Source organism: Helicobacter pylori (genome assembly GCA_008032955.1).
In the GTDB taxonomy this organism is placed as follows: Bacteria; Campylobacterota; Campylobacteria; order Campylobacterales; family Helicobacteraceae; genus Helicobacter; species Helicobacter pylori_DC.
Window position 1 is genome coordinate 525,202 of record CP032046.1, and the last position, 25,802, is coordinate 551,003.

Annotated in this window: 16 protein-coding genes and 5 pseudogenes; 11 read left to right on the forward strand and 10 right to left on the reverse strand. The window is 38.6% G+C overall.

What is annotated here, in order from left to right; all coding sequences use genetic code 11:
- The first annotated feature begins 15 nt into the window (after positions 1–15).
- From D2C72_02535 to D2C72_02575, 9 genes and pseudogenes are all read left to right on the forward strand, one after another.
- Entirely contained in the window at positions 16–531 is a 516-nt protein-coding gene (locus D2C72_02535; GenBank protein ID QEF43294.1) for a DUF2603 domain-containing protein, read from the forward strand.
- On the forward strand, positions 531–1,904 hold the full coding sequence (hemN, locus tag D2C72_02540; GenBank protein QEF43295.1) for an oxygen-independent coproporphyrinogen III oxidase: 1,374 nt from the start codon (positions 531–533) through the stop codon (positions 1,902–1,904). The genes D2C72_02535 and hemN overlap by 1 nt, the downstream gene beginning before the upstream one ends.
- Positions 1,901–3,202: a (Fe-S)-binding protein gene (locus tag D2C72_02545; protein ID QEF43296.1), complete on the forward strand. Its 1,302-nt coding sequence runs from the start codon at positions 1,901–1,903 to the stop codon at positions 3,200–3,202. Before hemN ends, D2C72_02545 begins: the two co-directional genes overlap by 4 nt.
- Positions 3,203–3,279: 77 nt before the next feature.
- A pseudogene (locus tag D2C72_02550) lies at positions 3,280–8,117 on the forward strand (restriction endonuclease).
- A gap of 245 nt (positions 8,118–8,362) precedes the next feature.
- Positions 8,363–9,175, forward strand: coding sequence for an outer membrane protein (locus tag D2C72_02555; protein ID QEF43297.1), 813 nt, complete (start codon positions 8,363–8,365; stop codon positions 9,173–9,175).
- A 158-nt stretch (positions 9,176–9,333) separates the two neighbouring features.
- Entirely contained in the window at positions 9,334–10,506 is a 1,173-nt protein-coding gene (locus tag D2C72_02560; protein QEF43298.1) for a pyridoxal phosphate-dependent aminotransferase, read from the forward strand.
- Positions 10,507–10,681: 175 nt separating this feature from the next.
- Positions 10,682–11,423, forward strand: a pseudogene (locus D2C72_02565) (hypothetical protein).
- A 176-nt stretch (positions 11,424–11,599) separates the two neighbouring features.
- Positions 11,600–12,895, forward strand: coding sequence for a hypothetical protein (locus tag D2C72_02570; protein QEF43299.1), 1,296 nt, complete (start codon positions 11,600–11,602; stop codon positions 12,893–12,895).
- Positions 12,892–13,962, forward strand: a complete 1,071-nt coding sequence (locus D2C72_02575) for an integrase (protein QEF43300.1) — start codon at positions 12,892–12,894, stop codon at positions 13,960–13,962. The genes D2C72_02570 and D2C72_02575 overlap by 4 nt, the downstream gene beginning before the upstream one ends.
- Positions 13,963–14,025: 63 nt before the next feature.
- Here D2C72_02575 and D2C72_02580 read toward each other — a convergent pair whose 3' ends face one another.
- The 9 genes and pseudogenes from D2C72_02580 to glmU form a co-directional block, all read right to left on the reverse strand.
- Positions 14,026–14,532, reverse strand: a complete 507-nt coding sequence (locus tag D2C72_02580) for a methylated-DNA--[protein]-cysteine S-methyltransferase (GenBank protein QEF43301.1) — start codon at positions 14,530–14,532, stop codon at positions 14,026–14,028.
- Positions 14,532–15,299 (reverse strand): sulfite exporter TauE/SafE family protein, encoded by a 768-nt coding sequence (locus D2C72_02585; GenBank protein QEF43302.1) that lies wholly within the window; start codon positions 15,297–15,299, stop codon positions 14,532–14,534. Before D2C72_02585 ends, D2C72_02580 begins: the two co-directional genes overlap by 1 nt.
- 110 nt (positions 15,300–15,409) lie before the next feature.
- Positions 15,410–16,356: pseudogene (locus tag D2C72_02590) on the reverse strand (gfo/Idh/MocA family oxidoreductase).
- A gap of 61 nt (positions 16,357–16,417) precedes the next feature.
- Complete coding sequence (locus D2C72_02595; GenBank protein QEF43303.1) at positions 16,418–18,784, reverse strand: ribonucleoside-diphosphate reductase subunit alpha; 2,367 nt, start codon at positions 18,782–18,784, stop codon at positions 16,418–16,420.
- A 164-nt stretch (positions 18,785–18,948) separates the two neighbouring features.
- Positions 18,949–19,443: a hypothetical protein gene (locus D2C72_02600; GenBank protein ID QEF43304.1), complete on the reverse strand. Its 495-nt coding sequence runs from the start codon at positions 19,441–19,443 to the stop codon at positions 18,949–18,951.
- 38 nt (positions 19,444–19,481) lie between these two features.
- On the reverse strand, positions 19,482–19,907 hold the full coding sequence (locus tag D2C72_02605; GenBank protein ID QEF43305.1) for a pantothenate kinase: 426 nt from the start codon (positions 19,905–19,907) through the stop codon (positions 19,482–19,484).
- A 285-nt stretch (positions 19,908–20,192) separates the two neighbouring features.
- Entirely contained in the window at positions 20,193–20,696 is a 504-nt protein-coding gene (locus D2C72_02610; protein QEF43306.1) for a hypothetical protein, read from the reverse strand.
- Between the two features lie 38 nt (positions 20,697–20,734).
- Positions 20,735–21,070 carry a pantothenate kinase gene (locus tag D2C72_02615; GenBank protein QEF43307.1) on the reverse strand — a complete coding sequence of 112 codons (336 nt, stop codon included), beginning with the start codon at positions 21,068–21,070 and terminating at the stop codon, positions 20,735–20,737.
- A 201-nt stretch (positions 21,071–21,271) separates the two neighbouring features.
- A complete protein-coding gene (gene glmU, locus D2C72_02620) occupies positions 21,272–22,573 on the reverse strand; it encodes a bifunctional UDP-N-acetylglucosamine diphosphorylase/glucosamine-1-phosphate N-acetyltransferase GlmU (protein ID QEF43308.1) in 1,302 nt (433 codons plus the stop codon).
- On the opposite strand from glmU, the pseudogene D2C72_02625 reads away from it, so the two are divergent.
- Positions 22,530–22,636: pseudogene (locus tag D2C72_02625) on the forward strand (flagellar biosynthesis protein flip). The gene glmU and the pseudogene D2C72_02625 sit on opposite strands and share 44 nt — an antisense overlap.
- A gap of 33 nt (positions 22,637–22,669) precedes the next feature.
- Positions 22,670–23,422 (forward strand): flagellar biosynthetic protein FliP, encoded by a 753-nt coding sequence (gene fliP / locus D2C72_02630; GenBank protein QEF43309.1) that lies wholly within the window; start codon positions 22,670–22,672, stop codon positions 23,420–23,422.
- A 36-nt stretch (positions 23,423–23,458) separates the two neighbouring features.
- Here the strand turns inward: fliP and D2C72_02635 are convergent.
- Positions 23,459–25,761, reverse strand: a pseudogene (locus tag D2C72_02635) (ligand-gated channel).
- Positions 25,762–25,802: the final 41 nt, after the last annotated feature.

Sequence of the window (25,802 nt, forward strand, 5' to 3'; positions counted from 1 at the left end):
TTAAAAAGGATATAAATGGAAAAATTACCTAAAAAACGAGTTTCTAAAACCAAATCACAAAAACTTATCCATAGCCTAACTACCCAAAAAAACAGAGCCTTCCTTAAAAAAATCAGCGCTAATGAAATGCTTTTAGAATTAGAAAAAGGGGCGTTCAAAAAAAATGAAGCTTACTTTATTTCTGATGAAGAAGATAAAAATTATGTTTTGGTGCCGGACAATGTGATCTCTCTTTTGGCAGAAAACGCCAGAAAGGCTTTTGAAGCTAGGCTCAGGGCGGAATTAGAAAGGGATATTATCACCCAAGCGCCGATTGATTTTGAAGACGTGCGCGAAGTTTCTTTGCAATTATTGGAAAATTTACGCCAAAAAGATGGGAATTTGCCCAATATCAACACCTTAAATTTTGTCAAACAAATCAAAAAAGAACACCCGAATTTATTCTTTAATTTTGACAACATGTTCAAACAGCCCCCTTTTAATGAAAATAATTTTGAAAATTTTGACAATAGCGATGAGGAAAATTTTTAATGCAAACCATTGATTTTGAAAAATTTTCACAATATTCCAAGCCCGGCCCACGATACACCAGCTACCCCACAGCGGTGGAGTTTAAAGAAAATTTTAATGAAGAGAGCTTGAAAACAGCATTTTTTAACCATGACAATCTCAAAAACCCCATGCCTTTATCGCTTTATACGCATTTACCCTTTTGTAGGAGCGCATGTTATTTTTGCGCATGTTCAGTCATTTACACCAGCTTAGAAGAGAAAAAAGTCCGCTATATCAGCTACCTTAAAAAAGAACTCGCCCTTTTAAAAAACGCGATGGACACTAACAGAGAAGTGGCGCAATTCCACTATGGAGGCGGCACGCCGACCTTTTTTTCGCCCATTCAATTAGATGAGATCACGCAAAGCATTCAAGAAGTTTTCCCCAATTTCAGCCAAGATATTGAAATGAGTTGTGAGATTGACCCTAGGCATTTCACTAAAGAACACATGCAAACCTTGTTTGATAGGGGGTTCAACCGCTTGAGTTTTGGGGTGCAGGATTTTGATTTTGAAGTCCAAAAAGCCATTCACAGGATCCAACCTTTTGAAATGGTTCAAGAATCCGTGAAGCTCGCTAGAGATTACGGCATCAAATCCATTAATTTTGATTTGATTTATGGCTTACCCAACCAGACTAAAGAGGGTTTTTTAAAAACTTTGGAATGGGTTTTGAAACTGGATCCGGACCGATTAGCGGTGTTTAATTACGCGCATGTGCCTTGGGTGAAAAAAACGATGCGTAAAATTGATGAAACCTTATTGCCAAGCCCTAGAGACAAACTAGAGATTTTAGAGGCTCTTATTAGTTTTTTAGAAAAAGCCAACTACCAAATGATAGGCATGGATCATTTCGCTAAAAGCGATAATGAATTGTATCTAGCCCTTCAAAAAGCAGAATTGCGGCGTAATTTTCAAGGCTATACCACGAAAAAATTCACTCAAACCATTGGCATTGGCGTTACGAGCATTGGCGAAGGGAGCGATTATTACACGCAAAATTATAAAGATTTGCACCAGTATGAAAAAGCCCTTGATTTGGGGCATTTACCGGTAGAAAGGGGTGTAGCGCTCAGTCAAGAAGATGTGTTGAGAAAAGAAGTGATCATGCAAATGATGAGTAATTTAAAATTGGATTACTCTAAGATTGAAGAAAAATTTTCTGTTGATTTTAAAGCGCATTTTAAAAAAGAATTAGAAAAATTAAAGCCTTATGAAGAAGCGGGCTTGCTTGTTTTTAACCCTAATGGCTTTGAGATGACTAGAACGGGGGGCATGCTCGTAAGAAACATGGCTATGGAGTTTGACGCGTATTTGCGTGGGGGCGAAAAACATTTCAGTAAAACGCTATGAATGAAAATATTAATGAAAATATTTTTGAAGAAGTAGGGGACGCTTGCGTTAAATGCGCTAAATGCGTGCCAGGTTGCACCATATACCGCATTCATAAAGACGAGACGACTTCGCCTAGAGGTTTTTTAGATTTGATGCGCCTAAACGCTCAAAACAAGCTCCAATTAGACGCAAATTTAAAACACCTTTTAGAAACTTGTTTTTTATGCACCGCTTGCGTTGAAACCTGCCCCTTTCATTTGCCCATAGACACTTTAATAGAAAAAGCCAGAGAAAAAATCGCTCAAAAGCATGGCATCGCTTGGTATAAAAAATCCTATTTTTCCCTTTTAAAAAACCGCAAAAAAATGGATAGGGTGTTTTCGGTGGCGCATTTTTTAGCCCCTTGCGTTTTCAAGCAAGTGGGGGATAATTTAGAGCCTAGGGCGGTGTTTAAAGGCTTGTTCAAACGCTTCAAAAAAAGCGCTCTGCCTCCCTTAAATCAAAAAAGTTTTTTACAAAAGCATGCAGAGGTTAAGCCTTTAGAAAACCCCATTCAAAAAGTGGCGATTTTTATAGGGTGCTTGAGCAATTACCATTACCAGCAAGTGGGGGAAAGCTTGTTGTATATTTTAGAAAAACTCAACATTCAAGCGATCATCCCTAAGCAAGAATGCTGCTCAGCGCCTGCGTATTTTACCGGCGATAAAGACACCACGCTTTTTTTAGTGAAAAAAAACATAGAATGGTTTGAAAGCTATTTAGATAAAGTGGATGCGATCATTGTGCCTGAAGCCACATGCGCTAGCATGCTCATCAACGATTATTACAAGGTGTTTTTGGGCGAAAAAGATAAGGATTTGTATGTGAAGCGCTTGGAAAAAATCACGCCTAAAATCTATCTGGCGAGCGTGTTTTTAGAGAAACACACCCCTTTAAAAAGTCTTTTAGAAAAAATCCATAAGGGAAAAAAAGAGACTATCACCTATCATAACCCTTGCCATGCCAAAAAAACCCTAAACGCTCATAAAGAAGTGCATAGCTTGCTCAATGTGCATTATGAAATTAAAGAAATGCCGGACAATTGCTGCGGTTTTGGGGGGATTACGATGCAAACCGAAAAGGCGGAGTTTTCTTTAAAAGTGGGGCTTCTTAGGGCTAAAGAAATCATAAACACTCAAGCTAGAATTTTGAGCGCAGAATGTGGGGCATGCCACATGCAATTAAACAACGCTCTAAAGTCTTTAGATGACCCTAACACCCCACCATTTTCACACCCTTTAGAACTCATCGCTAAAGCTTTAAAAAGCGCTGAATAAAAAGCCTTTTTAACCCCACTTTCCAACATCTTTTTATATAATGTAAAACTTTATAACGCCACTATAAGGAATGAAAAATGCAAGAAATCAGCACCTACGAACTCATCAAAGAAAAACTTCATGCCATACCCAACCAACGCCATAAAGGGAGCTTGTTTGAAAAAATTTCTAAGCAATTTTTACAAGAGCATGACAGCGCTAACGAATACGAGTCTATTGATCTTTGGTATGATTGGGAATTAAGGGGGAAGGAGTGCGATAAGGGGATTGATATAGTCATTACGACCTCAAACAAAGAACACATCGCCGTGCAATGCAAATTCCATCAAAACAGTATCTCATATAACGACATTTCACCTTTTTTAACTCAATTGCTAAGCGGGGTGGGGGAGGTCAGGTTTAAAAAAGGGATCATCATCTCTACTTCTAATTTAACCTCTGAAGCCCTTAAAGCAATTGAGCAAATCAGAAGCACAGGAATGGGGATTGACATTGATGAAATCACTGAAGAGGATTTCATTTATTCTCGCATTGATTGGGAAAAGTTTGATCCCACAAAAACCGAAGACGAAATCCCCTTATGCGATAAGAAAAGGCCGCGCCCTCACCAAACAGAAGCGATAAACGCCACCAAAAAGTATTTTTCTGACCCTAAAAACGCTAGAGGCAAGCTCATTATGGCATGCGGGACCGGCAAAACCTACACTTCTTTAAAAATCATGGAAGCTTTAGATCCCAAGATCACGCTTTTTCTAGCGCCCAGCATCGCCTTGCTTTCTCAAACTTTTAGAGAATACGCGCAAGAAAAAAGCGAGCCTTTTTACGCTTCTATCGTGTGCAGCGATGATAAAACCGGGCAAAGTAAGAAAAATAAGAGTAAGAATGAAGACAATGACGATATTAAATTTTCTGAGCTCCCTATAAAGCCCTCCACTCGCCTGGAAGACATTTTAAGCACTTATGAAAAAGCGCAAAAAGAAAACAAGCGCTTCATTATCTTTTCCACTTACCAAAGCGCGTTGCGTATTAAAGAAGCGCAAGAAGCGGGTTTGAATGGAATCGATCTCATCATTTGCGATGAAGCCCACAGAACGGTAGGGGCTATGTATTCCACGAATGAAAGGGACGATAAAAACGCTTTCACGCTTTGCCATAGCGATGAAAATATCAAAGCTACAAAACGCCTTTACATGACCGCCACGCCTAAAGTGTATAGCGAAAGTTCTAAAGCTAAAGCCAAAGAGAAAGATAATGTTATCTATTCCATGGACGATGCGGAGGTTTTTGGCGAAGAAATTTATACGCTCAATTTTGAAAGAGCGATCGCTTTAGATCTCTTAACCGATTACAAAGTCATCATTTTAGCGGTGCGTTCAGAAAATTTAAGCGGCGTTACTAACAGCGTGAATAAAAAGATCAGCCAGCTTGAAGCCAAAGGCACTAAATTGGATAAAAAGCTCATCAATAACGAATTTGTGTGTAAGATCGTTGGCACGCATAAAGGGTTAGCCAAGCAGGATGTGATCGCTTTAGACGATGAAAACAAAGAAGACAACGACTTGAAAAACAAAGCAGACACCTTTGTTTCTCAAAGAGCCATAAGCTTTTGTAAAAGCATACAAACGAGTAAAAATATCAAAGACTCCTTTGAAACGATCATGGAATGCTATGATGAAGAGCTGAAGAAAAAGAGTTTTAAAAACCTACAAATCACAATCGATCATGTTGATGGCACCATGAATTGTAAGGAGAGGCTTGACAAATTAGAAAACTTGAACCAATTTAAACCCAACACTTGTAAGGTTTTGAGTAACCTAGGTGTTTGAGCGAAGGGGTGGATGTCCCAGTGCTTGATAGCGTTATCTTTTTTGATGGCAAGAGCGCTATGGTGGATATTATCCAAGCGGTGGGTAGGGTGATGCGAAAAGCCAAAAACAAGAAAAGAGGCTATATCATTTTGCCTATCGCTTTAAGAGAGAGTGAAATTAAAAACTTAGATGAAGCCGTCAAAAACACCAATTTCCAAAACATTTGGAAAGTGCTAAAAGCCTTAAGAAGCCATGATTCTAGTTTGGTTGATGAAGCCACTTTCAAAGAAAAAATCAAAATCTTTGGGAGCGATGATGCAAGCAATCCAGACGATGAGGAAGAGTTACAAAAAGATAAAACCCAACATCAAAACGATCCCAAACAAGCCCAAAAAACCCTTTTTGACGCTATCTTGCTGCAAGATCTAGCGAACGCCGTGTATAACATCATGCCCACTAAATTAGGGGACAGGAATTATTGGGAAAATTTCGCCAAAAAAACGGGCAATATCGCAAAAACCTTGAATAACCGCCTGAAAGAACTTTTTGGCAAAAACCCTGAAATTTTTGACAACTTTTTAACTTCGTTAAGAGGCAATATCCACCAAAACATCAAAGAAGAGGAAGCCTTGGACATGATCATTTCTCACGTCATCACTAAGCCCATTTTTGATGCGATTTTTGGGGACAATATTCAAAACCCTATCGCAAAAGCCCTGGATAAAATGGTTTTAAAACTCTCCGATCTAGGGCTAGAAGGAGAAACTAAAGATCTTAAAAACCTCTATGAAAGCGTGAAAACAGAAGCGGCGTGCGCCAAAAGCCAAAAAACCCAACAAGAACTCATTAAAAACCTCTACAACACTTTCTTTAAAGAAGCCTTTAGAAAGCAAAGCGAAAAACTAGGGATCGTTTATACGCCTATAGAGGTGGTGGATTTCATTTTAAGGGCCACTAACGGCATTTTGAAAAAGCATTTCAACACGGATTTTAACGATAAAAACATCACGATCTTTGACCCCTTCACCGGCACCGGGAGTTTTATCGCTCGGTTGCTTTCTAAAGAAAATGATCTCATTAGCGATGAAGCCTTGAAAGAGAAATTTCAAAAAGGTTTGTTCGCTTTTGACATCGTGCTTTTATCTTATTATATCGCTTTAATCAATATCACCCAAGCCGCGCAAAATAGGGACAGCTCGTTAAAAAATTTCAAAAACATCGCGCTCACGGACAGCTTGGATTATTTAGAAGAGAAAAGCGCTAAGGGGGTAATCCCTGGCTTTGAAGATTTGAAAGAAAACCAAGAAATCAAAAACACTATGGAAAAGCAAAACATTAGAGTCATCATCGGCAACCCGCCTTATTCAGCCGGCGCCAAAAGCGAAAACGACAACAACCAAAACCTAACCCACCCTAAGCTGGAAAAAAGGGTTTATGAAACTTACGGCAAAAATTCCACCGCTAAAGTGGGGAAAACCACACGAGATGTGCTCATTCAAAGTATGCGCATGGCGAGCGATCTTTTAAAAGATAAAGGGGTGCTAGGCTTTGTGGTGAACGGGAGTTTCATTGACTCTAAAAGCGCGGACGGGTTTAGGAAATGCGTGGCCAAAGAATTTTCGCATCTTTATGTGTTGAATTTAAGGGGGAATGCGAGGACTTCAGGGGAGACTTTTAAAAAAGAGGGAGGGAAAATCTTTGATAGCGGATCCAGGGCGACGATAGCGATTATCTTTTTTGTGAAAGATAAGGACGCCCCTAATCATACGATTTTTTACTATGAAGTGGAGGACTATTTGAAAAGAGAAGCCAAACTCAACTCGCTCGCTAATTTTGAAAATCTGGATTCGGTGCCTTTTAAGGAAATTGTCCCCAACGATAAAGGCGATTGGATCAACCAAAGGAATGACGATTTTGAAAAGCTCATCCCTTTGAAAAGAGATAAAACGCTCAAAAATGATAGTATTTTTGATCTCAATTCTAATGGAGTGGCGAGCGGTCGTGATCCTTGGGTGTATAATTTTTCGCCAAACGCTTTAAAGCAATCGGTGCAAAACTGCATTGACACTTATAACGCTGATTTGAAGCGCTTCAATGAGCGTTTCAGGGAAGCCTTCAAACAACGCACGGCTGGCGTCAAAAAACCAGCCGATCGCTACAAGCACCTTAATTCTCAAGAAATCACCACCGATAAAACGAAAATCGCTTGGGTTCGAAATCTTAAAACGCAACTGATAAAAGGGAAAAAGCTTGATGATTTCTCGCAAGAAAAAATCTCTGTTAGTTTGTATCGCCCTTTTAACAAACAATATTTTTACTACGAGCGAGAGTTTGCTTGGAGTTTTTATTCAATGAAAAAAATTTTCCCGGACAAAAGCGCGCGCAATGTGGTGATCAATACTGGTGTGGGTAAGGCATTTTCAGCGTTAATTTCATCAGAAATCCCTTGTCTTGATTTATTGCACCACAATCAAGCTTACCCCTTGTATTATTACGACGATTTGGGGAATCGCCATGACGCTATCAGCGGTTATGCACTCAACCTCTTCAGGAGGCATTATAAAGATGACTCTATCGTTGAAGAAGAGATTTTTTACTACATTTATGCGATTTTCCACCATAAAGGCTATTTGGAAAAATACAAAAATTCCCTCGCCAAAGAAGCGCCGCGCATCGCTTTGAGTGAAGACTTTAAGGAACTCTCTATCCTTGGCAAAGAATTAGCCGAATTGCATTTGAACTATGAGAATGGGGAAATGCACGATAGCGTTAAACATAACCTGCTAGAGAACGCCGAAGTGGAGGGCTATTATGATGTGGTTCAAATGAAAAAAGATAAAAAAGGGGATCGCATCACATACAACCACCATATCACCATCACTCAAATCCCCAAAAAAGCCTTTGACTACGTGGTGAATGGCAAAAGCGCGATTGATTGGGTGATCGAACGCTATTCAATCACTAAAGATAAAGACAGCTTGATTGAAAACAACCCGAATCATTACGCCGGCGGCAAATATATTTTTGAACTCCTTTGTAGGGTCATCACCCTTTCGGTAAAAAGCGTGGATCTGATAGAAAAGATTAGCGAAAAGAGGTTTGAGTGATGGATACTAAAAATTGCGCAACAAGCGCTTGAAAGTTATAAAGAAAGAAGGATTACCCTTTTTTCTTAAAGTTTATCCCAAAATCCCCCCAAAAACAGAAAAAATCGCAGAGCCAAACCGCTAAAACCCCTTAGAAAATTTAAAATTTTAAGTTTTAGGGGTGTTTTTCTTAAGAATTTAGGTTTTTTATAGATTATTATGTTATTATTATACGAAATGTAGACTTTTAGAAGGAAAAATGTTGTATGAAAAAGTTTGTAGTGTTTAAAACGCTCTGTTTATCGGTAGTGTTAGGTAATAGTCTTTTGGCAGCAGAAGGTAGCACAGAAGTGCAAAAGCAATTGGAAAAGCCAAAAGAGTATAAAGTAGTGAAAGGCGAGAAAAACGCTTGGTATTTGGGGATTAGCTATCAAGTCGGTCAGGCTTCGCAAAGCGTTAAAAACCCCCCAAAGAGCAGTGAATTTAACTATCCTAAGTTCCCTGTGGGTAAAACCGACTATCTCGCCGTTATGCAAGGCTTAGGGCTTACTGTGGGTTATAAGCAGTTTTTCGGGGAGAAAAGATGGTTTGGTGCGCGCTATTACGGCTTTATGGATTATGGGCATGCCGTGTTTGGAGCGAACGCTTTGACATCAGATAATGGTGGGGTGTGCAAACTCAATGAGCCATGCGCGACCAAAGTAGGGACTATGGGCAATCTGTCTGACATGTTCACTTATGGTGTGGGTATTGACACTTTATACAATGTCATTAATAAAGAAGATGCGAGTTTTGGTTTCTTTTTTGGGGCTCAAATCGCGGGTAACTCTTGGGGTAATACGACAGGGGCCTTTTTGGAAACTAAAAGCCCTTATAAGCACACCTCCTATAGCCTTGATCCGGCGATTTTCCAGTTCCTTTTTAATTTAGGGATTCGCACCCATATTGGTCAGCATCAAGAATTTGACTTTGGCGTGAAGATTCCTACTATCAATGTTTATTATTTTAACCATGGGAACTTGAGCTTCACTTACCGCCGTCAATACAGCCTTTATGTAGGGTATCGTTACAATTTCTGATTTAAAACGCTTGTTTTTCTCTAATTGGATTTTCAATTAGAGTTTTCTTACACAATCTGTCGCTTTCTTTTGAAACATTTTTAAAAGTTTTTTGAAAATTAGAATTAAAATCTTTTTGATCATGTTATGATAATCCAAAAATTTAACAAGGATTAAGCATGCCCTATTCTTCTAAAGTCCAATCCCTTTCAGAATCCGCAACGATCGCTATCAGCACACTCGCTAAAGAATTGAAATCGCAAGGAAAAGATATTTTAAGTTTTTCAGCGGGCGAGCCTGATTTTGACACCCCACAAGCGATTAAAGATGCGGCTATAAAAGCCCTAAATGACGGCTTTACAAAATACACTCCAGTGGCTGGGATTCCTGAATTACTCAAAGCGATCGCTTTTAAATTGAAAAAAGAAAACAACTTGGATTATGAGCTGAGTGAAATTTTAGTGAGCAATGGCGCTAAGCAAAGCCTATTTAATGCGATTCAAGCCTTAATAGAAAAGGGCGATGAGGTGATTATCCCTGTGCCTTTTTGGGTAACTTACCCTGAGCTTGTGAAATACAGCGGAGGGGTGAGTCAATTCATTCAAACCGATGAAAAAAGCCATTTTAAAATCACCCCCAAGCAGCTTAAAGACGCCTTAAGCCCCAAAACAAAAATGCTCATTCTCACCACCCCATCAAACCCTACCGGCATGCTTTATAGTAAGGCGGAATTAGAGGCTTTGGGCGAAGTTTTAAAAGACACTCCAATTTGGGTGCTTAGCGATGAAATTTATGAAAAGCTTGTCTATAAGGGGGAGTTTGTTTCTTGCGCGGCGGTGAGTGAAGAGATGAACAAACGCACCATTACCATTAATGGCTTGAGCAAGTCAGTGGCGATGACAGGCTGGCGTATGGGCTATGCGGCGAGCAAGGATAAAAAGTTAGTCAAATTGATGAACAACTTGCAAAGCCAATGCACTTCCAATATCAATTCTATCACGCAAATGGCTTCTATTGTGGCGCTTGAGGGGTTAGTGGATAAGGAAATTGAAACGATGCGTCAGGCTTTTGAAAAGCGCTGTAATTTGGCCCACGCAAAAATCAATGCGATTGAAGGGCTGAACGCTTTAAAACCTGATGGGGCGTTTTATCTGTTTATTAATATTGGCAGTCTTTGTGGGGGGGATTCGATGCGATTTTGCCATGAATTATTAGAAAAAGAAGGCGTGGCGTTAGTGCCTGGAAAGGCTTTTGGATTGGAAGGCTATGTCCGTTTGTCTTTTGCATGCTCAGAAGAGCAGATTGAAAAGGGGATTGAACGCATCGCTCGCTTTGTCAAATCAAAGGGATAAAAAAATTGGTATTTAAAAAAAGGGGGGGTTAATCTTGTTTAGGATTTTATTTTGGGATTTTGTATTGTAGTTTAGTGGCGTAGCGTGGTATAATGGTTTGATTTAAAAGTTTGAAAAGTGCAGTTTTCATAACTAAAATAGATTTTTGAGAAAGGAATAATAAAGGGATTAAACTATAGAAAACACAGATAATTGGAATGAGTGTTTCATGCCTGTTGTTAGCAGTGAAAACAATAACGAATCGTTTTTTTCTAAATTAAAATTAGTAGGTAGTATTGAACTTTTAATGATATATTTAAAGAATGAAAGCTATATTGTCTCATCTGATCCTAAAAAAAATAATAATACTGATTTATTTGCACCTAAAATTTTTTACTATGAAAGTATCGCACCAAAAACAAAAAAAATTTTTATTGTCAAAAACTCTCTTTTAGATAGTGGTTTGTTATCTATATTTTTTAACAAAGACAGCTCTTATAATATCAATCCTAACCTAAAGAATTATCTCAAAGACAGTAGGTATCCCAAAAATTTTTCTTATGCTTTTCATCTTTTTTTACTAGTAATGATAATAATTTGTCTGTTCATATAGGTTGCGAGTGTGTTAATATAGATTTTAAATTAACAGAATTTGATCGTGATGATAAAAAATATTACAATCGTATTGTTTTTGAATTTAAATATGATTTAAATGAAGAAGACAAACAATATTTGATTGAATTTGTTCCCATAAAATACAACAATAATCTATTTTATTCCCCAAAAGAAGAAAATCAATTTAAAAAAAAGGTTTAACACCACTAATTCTTAAAGCCTTTGAGCATAACCATATAAAAGTGAAACATAGGGAAAAAGAATTAGAAATTCTATTTTTTGAAAATAAACAAGAGCTTTATAACTCTATTAATAAACCCTAAATGAAGCACCCCCTAGAAAAGTTAAAAGACCCTGTAGAAAATCTTTTGCTATGGATTGGGTGCTTTTTGAGGACGACTAAAATCATTTTTTCATCATTTGGGAATGGTTTTAGTTTTGGTGCTAAAATTAGCCTTTAAGGGTTTTGTTTTTACAAATAAATTAAAAGAGGTGTTGGATGTTATTAAATTATGATTTTTTAGAATTTGAAAATGATAAAAAAGTTAGAGTGATAGACGATAAGTTGTGTGTAAATATTTCAGATTTTTTTGGCATTGGCGATGAGGACGATAAGATTTTTCTTGGCGATGAAATCTCTAATATTAAGGACAGCCCTACTGAAGCTTATGCTGCTGAAGTTTATGCAATTGAGGGCGCTAAACTTAATAGAGTGTATGAGAAAATTAGGAGCGGACTACCTTTTGGGATTATCTCAGCGTTTAGACCTTTTAAAGGAGTTTTTACAAAGGATTTTACTGATGAAGAGCAGAAAGCGCTTATAAAAGCAGCTAGAAGCGATTCTTTAACTAGGGATTTCCTTAAAGAAAATGATGGCATTTATAGAAAACTCTGTAATTGTAAAACGTTCAATAAAGCTTTTGTGGATAAATTCACAACAGATAAGAGCAAAGCAACAATGAAAGATTTCATGTCTACTCAAGGATTTATCACTAGATACAAATACTCCTATAGCGACTATGCGCAAGAAACGCAACGCCTAAAATCTTTTTTAGATGGAAAGCGTGATTTTCTTGGTTATATTCAAGCGATTGATTATTGGAAAGAAGAGATAGAAAACGATATTTTGCCTAACAAAGAAATAAGTTTTTTTGTATTTCAAAACGAGCCAAGCAAGACATTCAATTTAAGAAATTATTTGTTGTTATTGGCAAGATTGTTTGATCAAGAGGCGATCTGTTATTGTAAAAACGCTATTCATGATAAAGAAAACACTTATAAGGTAGAATTGGTGAGCGCTTTATCTGGTGGTTTTAATGAGGTGTGGGCTGAGTTCGCAGATGTTACATTCTCAGTGCCTAGTCAATTACCGCAATCTCTCACACGCTTAAAAAATAAGGCAGCTGCATTCTTTTCAAAACAGCCTAGTGGCAATTGTGGTATGAGTTTTAAGGAAATTGATAAGGTTCAAATAAAAGCGACATGCATGCCTAATATTGTTACTGGGGCATTTGAAGATGACATAAAATTATCTATTAAGCATAGTCAGTGGCGCGGTTATCCTAAAGTTTTTGATATTGAAAAGATAGAGAGCATAGAAAGAGAAGTTATTGAAGAGAGAGAACAACATAAAATAGGTTCGGCACAGAACCTTAAAATCAATCAAATTGCTGATGATTTAAAACAAGGTGAGGTAGTTAGTCATAAACTTATTGCGAACGCGCTTATAACGCAAAAAGCGCCCAATGATACGCCGCATGATGACGATTTAGATCAGTTTAAAAACCCTAAATGAAGCACCCCCTAGAAGAATTAAAAGACCCTGTAGAAAATCTTTTGCTATGGATTGGGCGCTTTTTGCGTTACAAATGCACGAGCCTGTCTAATTCCCAAGTGAAAGACCAAAACAAGGTTTTTGAATGCTTGAACGAATTCAATCATGCGTCCATCAGTTCAAGCCAATTAGAAAAAGTTTGCAAAAAAGCTCGTAATGCTGGATTGCTAGGGATTAACACCTACGCACTGCCCCTACTCAAATTTTACGAATACGCTCAAAAACTTTCTTTAAAATCGCTCAAAAGCATAGACGAAGTCATGTTGGCTGAATTTTTAAGTATTTATACCGGGGGTTTGAGTTTAGCCACCAAGAAAAATTACCGGATCGCCCTACTCGGGCTTTTTAGCTATATAGACAAGCAAAATCAAGATAAAAATGAAAAATCTTATATCTATAATATCACGCTTAAAAACATCAGCGGAGTGAATCAAAGCGCAGGCAACAAGCTCCCTACTCATTTAAACAATGAAGAATTAGAAAAATTTTTAGAGAGCATTGATAAAATAGAAATGTCCGCTAAAGTGCGCGCACGAAACCGCCTGCTCATTAAAATCATCGTTTTTACAGGCATGCGTTCTAATGAAGCCTTGCAGCTTAAAATAAAGGATTTCACTTTAGAAAATGGCTGTTATACGATTTTGATTAAAGGCAAGGGCGATAAATACAGGGCGGTGATGCTCAAAGCTTTCCACATTGAGAGCCTTTTAAAAGAATGGCTCATAGAAAGGGAATTGTATCCTGTTAAAAACGATTTATTGTTTTGCAACCAAAAAGGCATGGCTTTAACGCAAGCTTATTTGTATAAGCAAGTGGAGCGTATCATCAATTTTGCAGGACTCAGGCGAGAGAAAAATGGGGCACACATGTTAAGGCACTCTTTTGCGACCTTGCTTTATCAAAAACGCCATGATTTGATTTTAGTTCAAGAAGCTCTAGGGCATGCGAGCTTGAACACGAGCAGGATTTACACGCATTTTGACAAAGAGCGTTTAAAAGAAGCGGCGAGCATTTGGGAAGAAAATTAAAATACACCCCCTACTCCCTTAAGAAAATGATTTTTACCATAAAATCACTTAAACCCCCATTTTTCAAGAAATCAAAAAATTTTTAGCTCGCTCATTTAAAATTTTGCTTTCAAATTCTAACAGCCACTTTTTGACTTCTATGCCCCCATTATACCCCCCTAAAGCGCCATTTTTACGCACCACTCTATGACAAGGCACGATCAAAGAAATGGGGTTATTATAATTAGCGTTGCCAATAGCTCTGCAAGATTTAGGGTTATTAATGAGTTTTGCGATTTCATCGTAACTTTTTGTCTTGCCATAAGGGATAGTCATTAACGCAGACCAAACTTGTTTTTGAAAAAAAGTCCCTATCAAATCTAAAGGCGCATCAAATTCAAAAAGTTGTCCCAAAAAATAGCGCTCTAAGGCTTGAACGCTGAGTTTTAATGGGGCATTCATAGGGGTGTTATGAGAAAAATTGGTCGTATCAAAATCCAATCTCAATAAATGGCTCTCATTAGTGCACAAATGCAAATACTCTAAAGGGAAACTCTTAGGGGTCTTAAAATAGTAGTGGTATAAAGTCATCAAAAAAAGATCTTGTATAAAACAATCAATAGCGACAAACCATACACCCCTAAAATCAAAATTTTATGCATCTTTTCGTTCAAAAGCCCCATGATCCATTTAATCCCAATGCTCACGCCCATAACTGATCCTAAGCCCACAATCGCCCCTGCTAAAAGCACTTCTTTATTGATGATGTGGTGATACATTAAAGAAAAAGCTCCTGAAATGGAAGAAAACAAGATGAAAAATAGCCCTAACGCCACGCATTTTTTAGAATCATACCCTAAAAAATAATGCATCAAAGGCACCATGAGCATCCCCCCGCCAATCCCTAAAGTGATGGCAAAAAATCCTGTGAGCGCGCCAATTAAAAATAATTTCAAACCTTGTAAATGGTAGCGTTTGGTATCCGTTATCAAATCTTTTTTTTTAGGTTTTAGAACAAATTGGATCATAGAATACACGACTAAAAGCGCGAAAATAACCATTAAAATTTTACTGGAAACGATTTTTAAAACGAATCCGCTAAAACTCGCCCCTATCAGTCCCCCTGCCCCTATCAACAAGCCTAAAGAAAAATCAAGCGATTTTTTTTTGAAATTCAAAACAGATCCCACGAACGATGAAAGCGCCATTTGCAAAATGGAAATCCCAATGGATTCTTCAAAAGAATGCCCGGTTGCGAGCATGATAGGGACAATGATCAACCCCCCACCAATGCCAAAAATCCCTGATAGAATGCCAGTAAAAAGCCCTATCGCTATGTATAACACATAAATATCCATAAAAACCCTTAAAAAGTAAAACCCCCTCTTAAAAGAAAATTAAAAATAACCCTATTCTAATCAAACGCTAATACCAAACCCCCTAAACAACGCTTTTAAAAGTCATGCTTTTATTGGTCTGTTTTGTTTTTGCAACACAAAGCATGCGAATCATCATTGGGTTCGCTAATAGAGAGGTTTCTTAATTCATAAGCCAGTTTGATAGACGTCATAGCGTCATCCAAACCAAACCCCCCTTGAGCTAAAATCTGTTTGTAGCTTTCTATATACAGGTTATCAAAGCTCTGCGTGAGATTGACTTCTTCGCCCTCTAGGATCATTTTATGATAAACTTTTTCTTTAGCCACTCCCATGTGTTCTGGATTGATGGAAAAAAACCATCTTATTTTGGCATGCTCTAAAAAGAGTATCCCGCACACGCAGTCAGGCTCTTCTCTGTTGATAACCTTGTCTTTAACGCCTCCAAACAAATACAATAAAGTGTCAAAGATATTCACTCCCATTTGAGTGGCTAGCCCCCCACTCCTATTCACATCCGCTCGCCATGAAGAAAAATACCATTTCCCTTGAACGCTGATATAAGTGAGCGTGATGTCAAACACTTTTTCAGGGTTTTTGTCTAATTCGCTCTTGATTTTTTCTTTCAAAGCCAGCGTGTCGCAATGCAAGCGCAAGGGCAAAAGACTGAACACCCTTTTTTGGTGTTTCACCTCCAAATCTTTCAATTCTTGTATTTCGCCAGGGTCTAAAACTAAGGGTTTTTCACAAATCACATGCATGCCGTTTCTTAACCCGAAACGGATGTGATCAAAATGCGTGTGCGTGGGCGTGCAAACGCTCAAATAGTTGATTTCTTTACCCATAGCCCTAGATTGCTCTAAATGCTTTTCAAAATCTTCAATATTGGTAAAAAACTCTGATTGCGGGAAATACTCATCTAAAACCCCCACGCTATCGTGAATATCAAAAGAGCAATCCAAAAAATGCCCTGTATCTCTAATCGCTTGCAAGTGCTTGGGAGCGATAAACCCCCTGAACCAATCATCGCAAAAAGCATTCATCTTCCTTAAATAATTTTAAATCTCATTTTAGCAAAGATTAGCTTATTTAAGCTTATATTATTGGCAATTAAAACACTCCACCGATCGATCCAACACGCTTTTTTCATCTATGCTAGGGCTTTCGCTGCGCAAATAATAAGTGGATTTGAGTCCTAATTTCCAAGCGAGCGTGTAGATTTCATGCAAGGTTTTACCGCTAGCGTTTTCTATGCGTAAAAACACATTAATGCTTTGGCCTTGATCGATCCACTTTTGGCGCACGGCCGCTGCTTTAATCAAATCTTTAGCGTCAATATCATAGGCTGATGTGTAAAAATTCCAGGTTTCTACATTCAAATTAGGCACTACAACTGGAATTAGCCCGCTCAAATTTTCTTCAAACCATTTTTTCTTATAAATGGGTTCAATCGTTTGGGTTGTGCCTACTAAAATAGAAATGGAGCTTGTAGGAGCGATCGCCATTAAATAGCCATTACGCATGCCATTGGCTTTGACTTTTTCCCTCAAACCTTGCCAATCGCAAGCGTGGTTAAAAAGCCCTTTTTCGGTGAGCTTTAAGGCTTCATTATTGGCTTTATCAATGGGGAAAATCCCCTTACTCCATTCTGAATTTTCAAAATCCTTATACACCCCTTTTTCTTTCGCTAAATTCGCGCTCGTGTCAATCGCATGGTAGCTGATTTGCTCCATTAAAGCATCAATTTTTTCTAAATGCTCTTTAGATCCCCAGGCGATTTGGTGTTCTGCGAGCATTTGCGCTTCACCCATAACCCCTAACCCTATAGCTCTATTTTGTAAATTAGTGGCTTTGACTTTGCGGTTAGGGTAGAAATTCAAATCAATCACATTGTCTAAGAGCCTGATAATGATCGGCACGACCCTTTTAATGTCTTCTTCGGTGTTGATCTTGCTTAAATTGATGCTCGCTAGATTGCACACCGCCGTTTGCCCGTCTTTAGCGACCTTAGTAGCGATATAGATTTTTTTGCCTTTTAGAATATCCGTGCTAGTGAGCTTGTTAGCGCATTTAGTGATGTTACTATCTGTCGTTACCAACTCTTTTTCTTCAAAAAACTCTATGGTGCCGTCGGTGTATTCTATTTGCATGTAGTAGTGGTTGGGCGCGGTATTTTGAAAAATCTCTGTGCATAAATTAGACGATCGAATGATTCCTGCATGAGCGTTTGGATTGCACCGATTGGCGTTGTCTTTAAAGGCCAAGAAAGGCAAACCGGCTTCAAAATAATTCATTAAGATTTTTTTCCATAAATCTTTAGCGTTAATGTATTCTTTAATGATTTTAGGATCTTTTTCATACTCTAAATAGCGTTTTTCAAAATCCTGCCCATAAAGTTCAGTCAAATCCTTACACTCATAAGGGTCAAACAAAGTCCACATGGCGTCTTCTAAAACCCTTTTCATGAACAAATCGCACACCCAAAGAGCCGGGAACAAATCATGCGCTCTTCGCCTTTCATCGCCGCTATTTTTCCTTAAATCAATGAACTCCATCACATCAATGTGCCAGATTTCCAAATACACCGCAATCGCACCCTTTCGTGTGCCTAATTGATCCACCGCAATTGCCACATCGTTAGCGATTTTTAAAAAAGGGATCGTGCCAGCGCTCGCATTTTTATGCCCATCAATATAACTCCCAATAGATCGCACCAAAGAAAAATCCCAGCCGATCCCTCCGCCGTATTTGGACAATAGCGCCATTTCCTTATAGCTGTCAAAAATCCCCTCAATATTATCCGGCGTGCTACCAATGTAGCATGAGCTTAATTGGTGCTTGGTGGTGCGCGCGTTCGCTAGAGTGGGGGTTGCGCACATCGCTTCAAACTTGCTTAAAACTTCATAAAATTCTAAAGCGATTTTATTGGGTTCTTGTTCGTTTTGCGCTAAAAACATCGCAATGCTCATAAACATGTGCTGGGGCAGTTCAATAGGGTTATTGTTAGTGTCTTTTAACAAATAGCGATCATACAAGGTTTTAATCCCTAAATAATTGAATTGGAAATCCCTTTCAGGCTTGATCTGGCTATTTAAAAACTCTAAATCAAATTTTTCCTTAAAGCCCTTAAGGATGCGGCCCTTTTCTTCAGCGTTTTCAAAATACTCTTTCAAATGCCTATACCCTGTAAAACCACTCACTTTATGGTATAAATCATACAAAAAAAGCCTTGAGGCGACAAAGCTCCAATTAGGCGTGTCAATATCTATTTTATCCACAGCGGTTTTAATCAAAGTTTGTTGGATTTCTTCAGTAGTGATCTTGTCCCTGAATTGCAACCTCGCATCCACTTCCAGCTCACTTTGGCTCACGCCCTCTAAATTGTCCGTAGCGTCCTTAGTGTATTTTTGGATTTTTGTAATGTCCAAAGGCTCAATGCGCCCGTTTCGTTTAACCACCGTAATCAAAATTTTTCCTTTAAATCAAATCGTTTTCTTTTAAATTTGGCATTGTATCAATAAAAAACTTAAGAAAAAGAAAAGTTCAAGTTGGATCTGTTTTGTTAATGAGAATGAGTTTTAAAGTTTTTTAATTTTTTATACCCCCTCCATTTAATGCTATTTGGGTTAAATCACCACCCTAATTTAGCGCAAAGCCTAACACAAATCCCAAAACACACAAGAAAGCCAAGCATAACCAAACCCTCTATAAGGAGATTGCTAGGATGCCCACAATACGCCGAGATCTCATGGATAGCGGCAATAAAGGGCATCGTTAAAAGCATCACATAAAAATCCCTTAGTCTTGATCCTAACACAGCGTTATAAAACGCGCCAAAAAACCTAGCCTTAAAAATGGCTTTGAGAAACCTAGGGTATCTTACTTGGAAAGACTTATAACAATCCCTACCTCGAGGGTCAAATAAAAGGTTAGACAACAAAGCCGCTATTAAGATTGTTAGCCACGCGTAATAGCTGTCTTTAGGGTTAAAAAGTGGATCGCTAGCGCCTTGGCTATAACGCAATGTGGATATGCATCCCGCATAGACTATAGCCACTGCCCATTGATATTCCCAGTCGCTCAAACGCTTTTTTGAGCCATTCAAATTCTCTTTTGTGGTATCCATGTTATTTCCTTCCCCCCATCACCTTGGCTCATTTAAGATCACCAAGCATGCCCAAAACTATAGCCGTAATCATAAAAATCACGGATAGGTTCTCTTGGGGCTTGTGGTTCTCTAGTCTGAGGCTCTCTAGTTTGAGGCTCTCTATCAACGCCACGGATAAAATCTTCTACCCTATCGCCTACTTCAGACCCAATATATCCTCCTACTGTGCTACCAAGAAATCTCCCTAATCCAATACCCACTGGACCTCCAGGAACCCCAATTGCTCCTCCAATTTTATCACCAACAAAACCCCCAACACCACCCCCTATAAGTTTGCCTAATTCACCCCTTGCCTCTATTTTAGGACTAGCTACAGCTACATTAGCCATTGCACCGCATAAAACCACTACACAACTAAATGTTTTTAATCCACTCATAACAAATCCTTTCATAAAATGGAGATTCAAGGCATGTTTGGGCATACCTTATGAGAATATTTATACCACAACCCTATTAAAAGCGTTGTTACAGATCAGCCAAATATCACAAAAATCTCAATAAGCGTTTTGTTTCTACTCAAATTACAGGATTAAGGTAAATCATTATTTAAAAATACGCTCAATGAAGTTTTAAAACATTGCAATTCTTTTCAAGCTCCTTAAGGCTTCTTAAAAAACTTAAAATACCCGTTTTCAATAATAAAGAATGAGTTTTAAAGTTTCTTTAATTTTTTACTCCCCCCTCCATTTAATGCCATTTGGGTTAAATCACCACCCTAATTTAGCACAAAGCTTAAGAAAACATTGAAACCCTACAATAATCAAACCCTCTACAAGAAAGTTGCTAGGATGCCCGCAATACGCTGAAATTTCATGCATAGCGATACCAAAAGGTATCGTTAAGAGCACCATATAAAAATCCCTTAGTCTTGCCCCTAACACAGCGTCATAAAACGCGCCAAAAAACCTAGCCTTAAAAATGGCTTTAAAAAACTTGGGGAATCCTTGCCAAGTTTCAATAATGAAATAACCTGCCGACCTGCCTTTTGGGTTGAACAAGAGGTTAGACAACAAAGCCGCTATTAGAGTCGTTAGCCACACATAGTAACTATCTTTAGGGTTGAAAATCGGATCACCAACATCTGAGCGATAAAGAGCTGTTCTAAAAACTATGGAGTAACAAATTATAGCAACTAAACCCATTGCTATACTATATTCAGTATAATTCAAACGCTCTTTTGAGCCATTCAAATTCTCTTTTGTAGTATCCATGTTATTTCCTTCCCCCCATCACCTTGGCTCATTTAAGATCACCAAGCATGCCCAAAACTATAGCCGTAATCATAAAAATCACGGATAGGTTCTCTTGGGGCTTGTGGTTCTCTAGTCTGAGGCTCTCTAGTTTGAGGCTCTCTGTCTATGAAATCACGAATAAAATCTTCTACCTTATCGCCTATTTCCCGACCAAGCTGACCCCCAATCGCAGCCCCTAACGGCCCTCTGACCGCTCCCATTGTTGAACCAATGTCTCCTCCTATATCTCTGCCAAGCTGACCCCTTGCCTCTATTTTAGGACTAGCTACAGCTACATTAGCCATTGCACCGCATAAAACCACTACACAACTAAATGTTTTTAATCCACTCATAACAAATCCTTTCATAAAATGGAGATTCAAGGCATGTTTGGGCATACCTTATGAGAATATTTATACCACAACCCTATTAAAAGCGTTGTTACAGATCAGCCAAATATCACAAAAATCTCAATAAGCGTTTTGTTTCTACTCAAATTACAGGATTAAGGTAAATGATTATAATATTTTAGGATTTTTCATTATTTAAACAAATTAAGGTTTCTTAAAAAACTTAAAATACCCGTTTTCAATGTTAATTTGAGGGGCGCGTGAAAGGCTTAACGAACCGCTAGGAATGTCTTTAGTGATGGTGGTGCCGCTGCCGATTAAGACATTAGAGCCGATATTTATGGGGGCGACTAGCTGGCTATCGCTCCCTATAAAGACATTTTCACCGATGATCGTTTGGTGTTTCTTTTTACCATCATAATTGCAAGTGATCACGCCAGCCCCCACATTTGTGTTTTTCCCTATCTCGCAATCCCCTAAATAGCTCAAATGCCCTGCTTTAGCGCCTTGAAGTTTAGCGTTTTTAGTCTCTACAAAATTCCCCACATGGCTATTACAAATCACGCTTTTAGGGCGCGCATGGGCAAATGGCCCCACACTGCTATTAACAATCTGGCTCTCTTCTATCACGCTATAAGCCTTAATACGTGCGTTTTCTATCAAACAATTCCCAATCAAACGCACCCCTTGCTCTAAAACGCACTCCCCCTTAAAACTCACGCCTTTTTCTAAATAAATGCTATTAGGCAATTGCATCACTACCCCCAAGTCCATGGCGTTTTTCCGCAGTCTTTCTAGCATGATTTCTTCAGCCTTCGCCCTTTCTGTTTGGCTATTCACCCCTAAAAAACACTCTTCTTCTAAAAAAATAGCGTCAATTTTTTCGTTCCCCTTAATACCCAAAGCGATTAAATCCGTGAGGTAGTATTCTTTTTGGGCGTTTTGGTCATTAAGCTGGGGCAAGTATTTTTCTAAAAACTTTCTTTCAAAAAAATACACGCCAGCATTCACGCTTTTAATGGTTTTTTCTTCATCATTAGCGTCCTTTTCTTCTACAATCTTTTTAACCTGATGGTTTTCTAAAACAACGCGCCCATAACCTTTAGGATCAGCTAAATGGAGTAAGCCTATAGCGTTATTCTTGCTTTCTAATAAGGGGGTAAGAGCGTCTTTAGTGATTAAGGGCATGTCCGCATTCAAAATCAAAACCCGATCGTGTTTCGTAGGGATAGGCGATTTATCTTCTTGCATGATAGCCCCACCTGTCCCTGAATATTTTTCCACGATTTGAGCGTGAAAAATCACGCCCTTAAAACACTCCAACACCGCTTCTTTAATGCGTTCTTGTTGGTGGTGTAAGACAAGATGCACATCATTACTGATTGAAAAAGCCACTTCTAAAATGTAAAACAGCATAGGCTCTCCGCAAATCGTGTGTAAAGTCTTAGGCAGGCTAGAACGCATGCGAGTGCCTTTACCAGCGGCCAGTATGATTACAGAAAGCATTAAAATCCTTCAATTTATGGGGTTATTTTAGGGAATTTTAACATGCCTTATCTTATAATTTGACCTTGTTTTTATTAAAGATTTAAGGCTAGAATTGTGCGTTTTTTCATTTTTTTAATGCTTGCTCTCATTTGCCCTTTAATATGCCCCTTAATGAGCGCTGATAGCGCTTTACCTAGCGTCAATCTCTCTTTAAACGCTCCTAGTGATCCTAAACAACTCGTAACCACCCTTAATGTTATCGCCCTGCTCACGCTTTTGGTTTTAGCCCCATCGTTGATTTTAGTGATGACGAGTTTCACCCGTTTGATCGTGGTGTTTTCTTTTTTAAGGACCGCTTTAGGCACGCAACAAACCCCACCCACTCAAATTTTAGTTTCGCTCTCTTTGATATTGACTTTTTTTATCATGGAACCTAGTTTGAAAAAGGCTTATGATACAGGGATTAAGCCTTATATGGATAAAAAGATTTCTTACACCGAAGCGTTTGAAAAAAGCGCTCTGCCTTTCAAGGAATTCATGCTTAAAAACACACGAGAAAAGGATCTAGCGCTTTTTTTTAGGATCAGAAACCTGCCTAACCCTAAAACCCCTGATGAGGTGAGTTTGAGCGTTTTGATCCCGGCGTTTATGATAAGCGAGTTGAAAACAGCGTTTCAAATCGGCTTTTTACTCTACTTGCCTTTTTTGGTGATTGATATGGTGATCAGCTCTATTTTAATGGCGATGGGCATGATGATGCTCCCGCCTGTAATGATTTCTCTGCCTTTTAAAATTTTGGTGTTTATTCTGGTGGATGGGTTTAATTTATTGACCGAAAATTTAGTAGCGAGTTTTAAAATGGTTTAATATCAAACATTCAAGCTATAAAAGCTTGAAACCAATTTAAAACTCATAATTCAAATACGCTGTAATGGATCTCCCTGGTGCGGGCTCTCTCCCTGTAGGGCTTGTGCCAATCCCCCTAAAATAATATTTCATGTTAAAAAGGTTATTGATTTGCAAACTCCCTGTGATTTTATGCCTACCGCTTTGCCATAAAACGGAGCTTACTTGAACGTTCAACACAAAATACAAGGGCAATAACCCCACTGAATTACAACCATACTCTAGCCCCCCTGTGTATTCTGGGTTTAAGGGCAAGCACACGGTTTGGCTTTTGGCCTGATTGAGCATGGAGCTATAAGCGCGGCTATAAAAATAACTACTGATTCCAAAAGTCGTGTGCTTGTAAGTATACATCATGTCAAATATGAATTGGTTAGGACTCACATAAGGCAAACGCTTCCCTTTAATGTCAAATGGTTTATTGACAATGCCTGTAAAATAATAAGCAATATCATCAGCGTTAGAAGTGATGCGTGCATCAATATAAGTGTAAGCCACATGGAATTGCAAACCCCTAATCGGCGCGTAATACAATTCTAATTCCACCCCTTGGCTCCTAGCATTCACAGGCTGTGGACTATAGCCTCCCGCATAGTAACGATTGGCAAAAATCACAAAATAATTGGTATTAAAGCTCAATAGATTTTTATAACTATAGCGTTGCCCCACTTCAATTTCATTAAAAATTTGGTTGTAATTAGTCCTAGTAATGCCTACCATTGTGTGTTGTGGGGGGATAAAACTGCGGCGGTAGTTCGCATACCATATCCAATTTTCCATAGGTTTATAGCCAATGTTAAGGGCGGGACTCCATTCGTTTTGACGCTGTTTTTTACTGGTCCATACGGAAAAATCGTGCTTTTCTGGCTCTTTGTTGTTATAGTTCAAAAAAGTGTATCTAATCCCTGGAGTTATCACCAATTTAGAATCAAAAAGCTCTATTTTATCGCTCAACCATACCGCTGTATAGTTGTTAAACATTTCTTGATTGTTACTAGGCTTTTTAGAAAGAACATATGGGGGCATATGGCACACCCCATCAATAATATCTGATTTTTCGCATGTGCTTTGATCGGATCTAATGAACATGTCCATCGTCATAAAACGCATGCCCACATTAAAAGTTTGCTTAACTTTATTGGTATTGACAACTAAGTTCAAATTAGGCTCAAAAGCGTTCATCACATAACGCCTTAAATGATCAAAAATAAAAAATCCTGGATAATTTTGATCGGTATAAACAGGGCCTAATTTAGGATTGGTATTGACATTTAAATAGTTAGAATCAAATTTAAAATCCCTTGACATGTCATGCCCATAGTAACTGAAAGTGAAATCCCCCCTATTTTATCCGTATCCCCAAAAAAGTTTTGATACACAGCTCCCCATCGCTTCGCTCTCCCGCTTTTATCGTTGTTAGGGCGGTTATTTTGAAAACGATTTTCATTATAGGCAGCTATACCTAAAGACCCAGGGTCTGTTAAAAAATAGCTGTAATATTGAAAAAAAGCAGTGATCTTGTTGCTATCATTGATTTGATACAACGAATCTAGCAAGTAGTTTTGAATGTTGGTAGGGCTGTTGTATCTAAACCCTTGCCCTTTGAGCCAATTGACTTGAGCTTGGATTCCAAAATGCTTATTCATCATACCCCCCGTTCTTAAATAGGTGTTAAAAAGCATGTTATTAACTAAGCTTTTATCAATGTTTTTAGAATTCTGATTGAAAAACCCCCCATTTTCAGACTTGCCCCAAAAAGTGGTCCTCTCGCTCACCTGACTTTCCCACTTGGTAGGAATGCCTTTGGTGATAATGTTGATCACACCGCCAAAAGCGTTAGGGCCATAACGCACGCTCTCCCCACCCTTAGTTACACTGATTCTATCCACAGATTGAAAGGTTACGGGAAAAATAACCGTGCCAATTTCAACATAGGGCGCGACATAAATAGGAATCCCATTGACTAGAATCATTCCCGTATTAGAGTGCCCTGGGCCTCCCGCACCAAACCCCCTAATGGAAATGCTAGGCACAGCTCCAATACCTGTGGAGTTTCTAATATGCACGCCTGGCACATTTTGCAAAGCTTCTTCAATGCTTTGATTGGCGCTTTTAGTGAGTTGTTTGTTAGAAATCACCGTGCGAGAACCCATATAATTTCTAACCTCCTTGCTCCTCCAGCTTAAAGGCACTTCTTTATCGTTAGCCACCCCTGAAGCTTCTACCCTTTCCAAATTATGAGTTTTGACAGCATGCGCACTATGACTCAAAACAGCTAGAGAGACTAAAATTCTTTTCATTTACCACCTTTTATGAAAAATGTTCTCTTTTACAACAAGGT

Coding starts and splice junctions, on each gene's coding strand:
- D2C72_02535 (QEF43294.1), top strand. CDS start 16: ATGGAAAAATTACCTAAAAAACGAGTTTCTAAAACCAAATCACAAAAA.
- hemN (QEF43295.1), top strand. CDS start 531: ATGCAAACCATTGATTTTGAAAAATTTTCACAATATTCCAAGCCCGGC.
- D2C72_02545 (QEF43296.1), top strand. CDS start 1,901: ATGAATGAAAATATTAATGAAAATATTTTTGAAGAAGTAGGGGACGCT.
- D2C72_02555 (QEF43297.1), top strand. CDS start 8,363: ATGAAAAAGTTTGTAGTGTTTAAAACGCTCTGTTTATCGGTAGTGTTA.
- D2C72_02560 (QEF43298.1), top strand. CDS start 9,334: ATGCCCTATTCTTCTAAAGTCCAATCCCTTTCAGAATCCGCAACGATC.
- D2C72_02570 (QEF43299.1), top strand. CDS start 11,600: ATGTTATTAAATTATGATTTTTTAGAATTTGAAAATGATAAAAAAGTT.
- D2C72_02575 (QEF43300.1), top strand. CDS start 12,892: ATGAAGCACCCCCTAGAAGAATTAAAAGACCCTGTAGAAAATCTTTTG.
- D2C72_02580 (QEF43301.1), bottom strand. CDS start 14,532: ATGACTTTATACCACTACTATTTTAAGACCCCTAAGAGTTTCCCTTTA.
- D2C72_02585 (QEF43302.1), bottom strand. CDS start 15,299: ATGGATATTTATGTGTTATACATAGCGATAGGGCTTTTTACTGGCATT.
- D2C72_02600 (QEF43304.1), bottom strand. CDS start 19,443: ATGGATACCACAAAAGAGAATTTGAATGGCTCAAAAAAGCGTTTGAGC.
- D2C72_02605 (QEF43305.1), bottom strand. CDS start 19,907: ATGCCCAAACATGCCTTGAATCTCCATTTTATGAAAGGATTTGTTATG.
- D2C72_02610 (QEF43306.1), bottom strand. CDS start 20,696: ATGGATACTACAAAAGAGAATTTGAATGGCTCAAAAGAGCGTTTGAAT.
- D2C72_02615 (QEF43307.1), bottom strand. CDS start 21,070: ATGAGTGGATTAAAAACATTTAGTTGTGTAGTGGTTTTATGCGGTGCA.
- glmU (QEF43308.1), bottom strand. CDS start 22,573: ATGCTTTCTGTAATCATACTGGCCGCTGGTAAAGGCACTCGCATGCGT.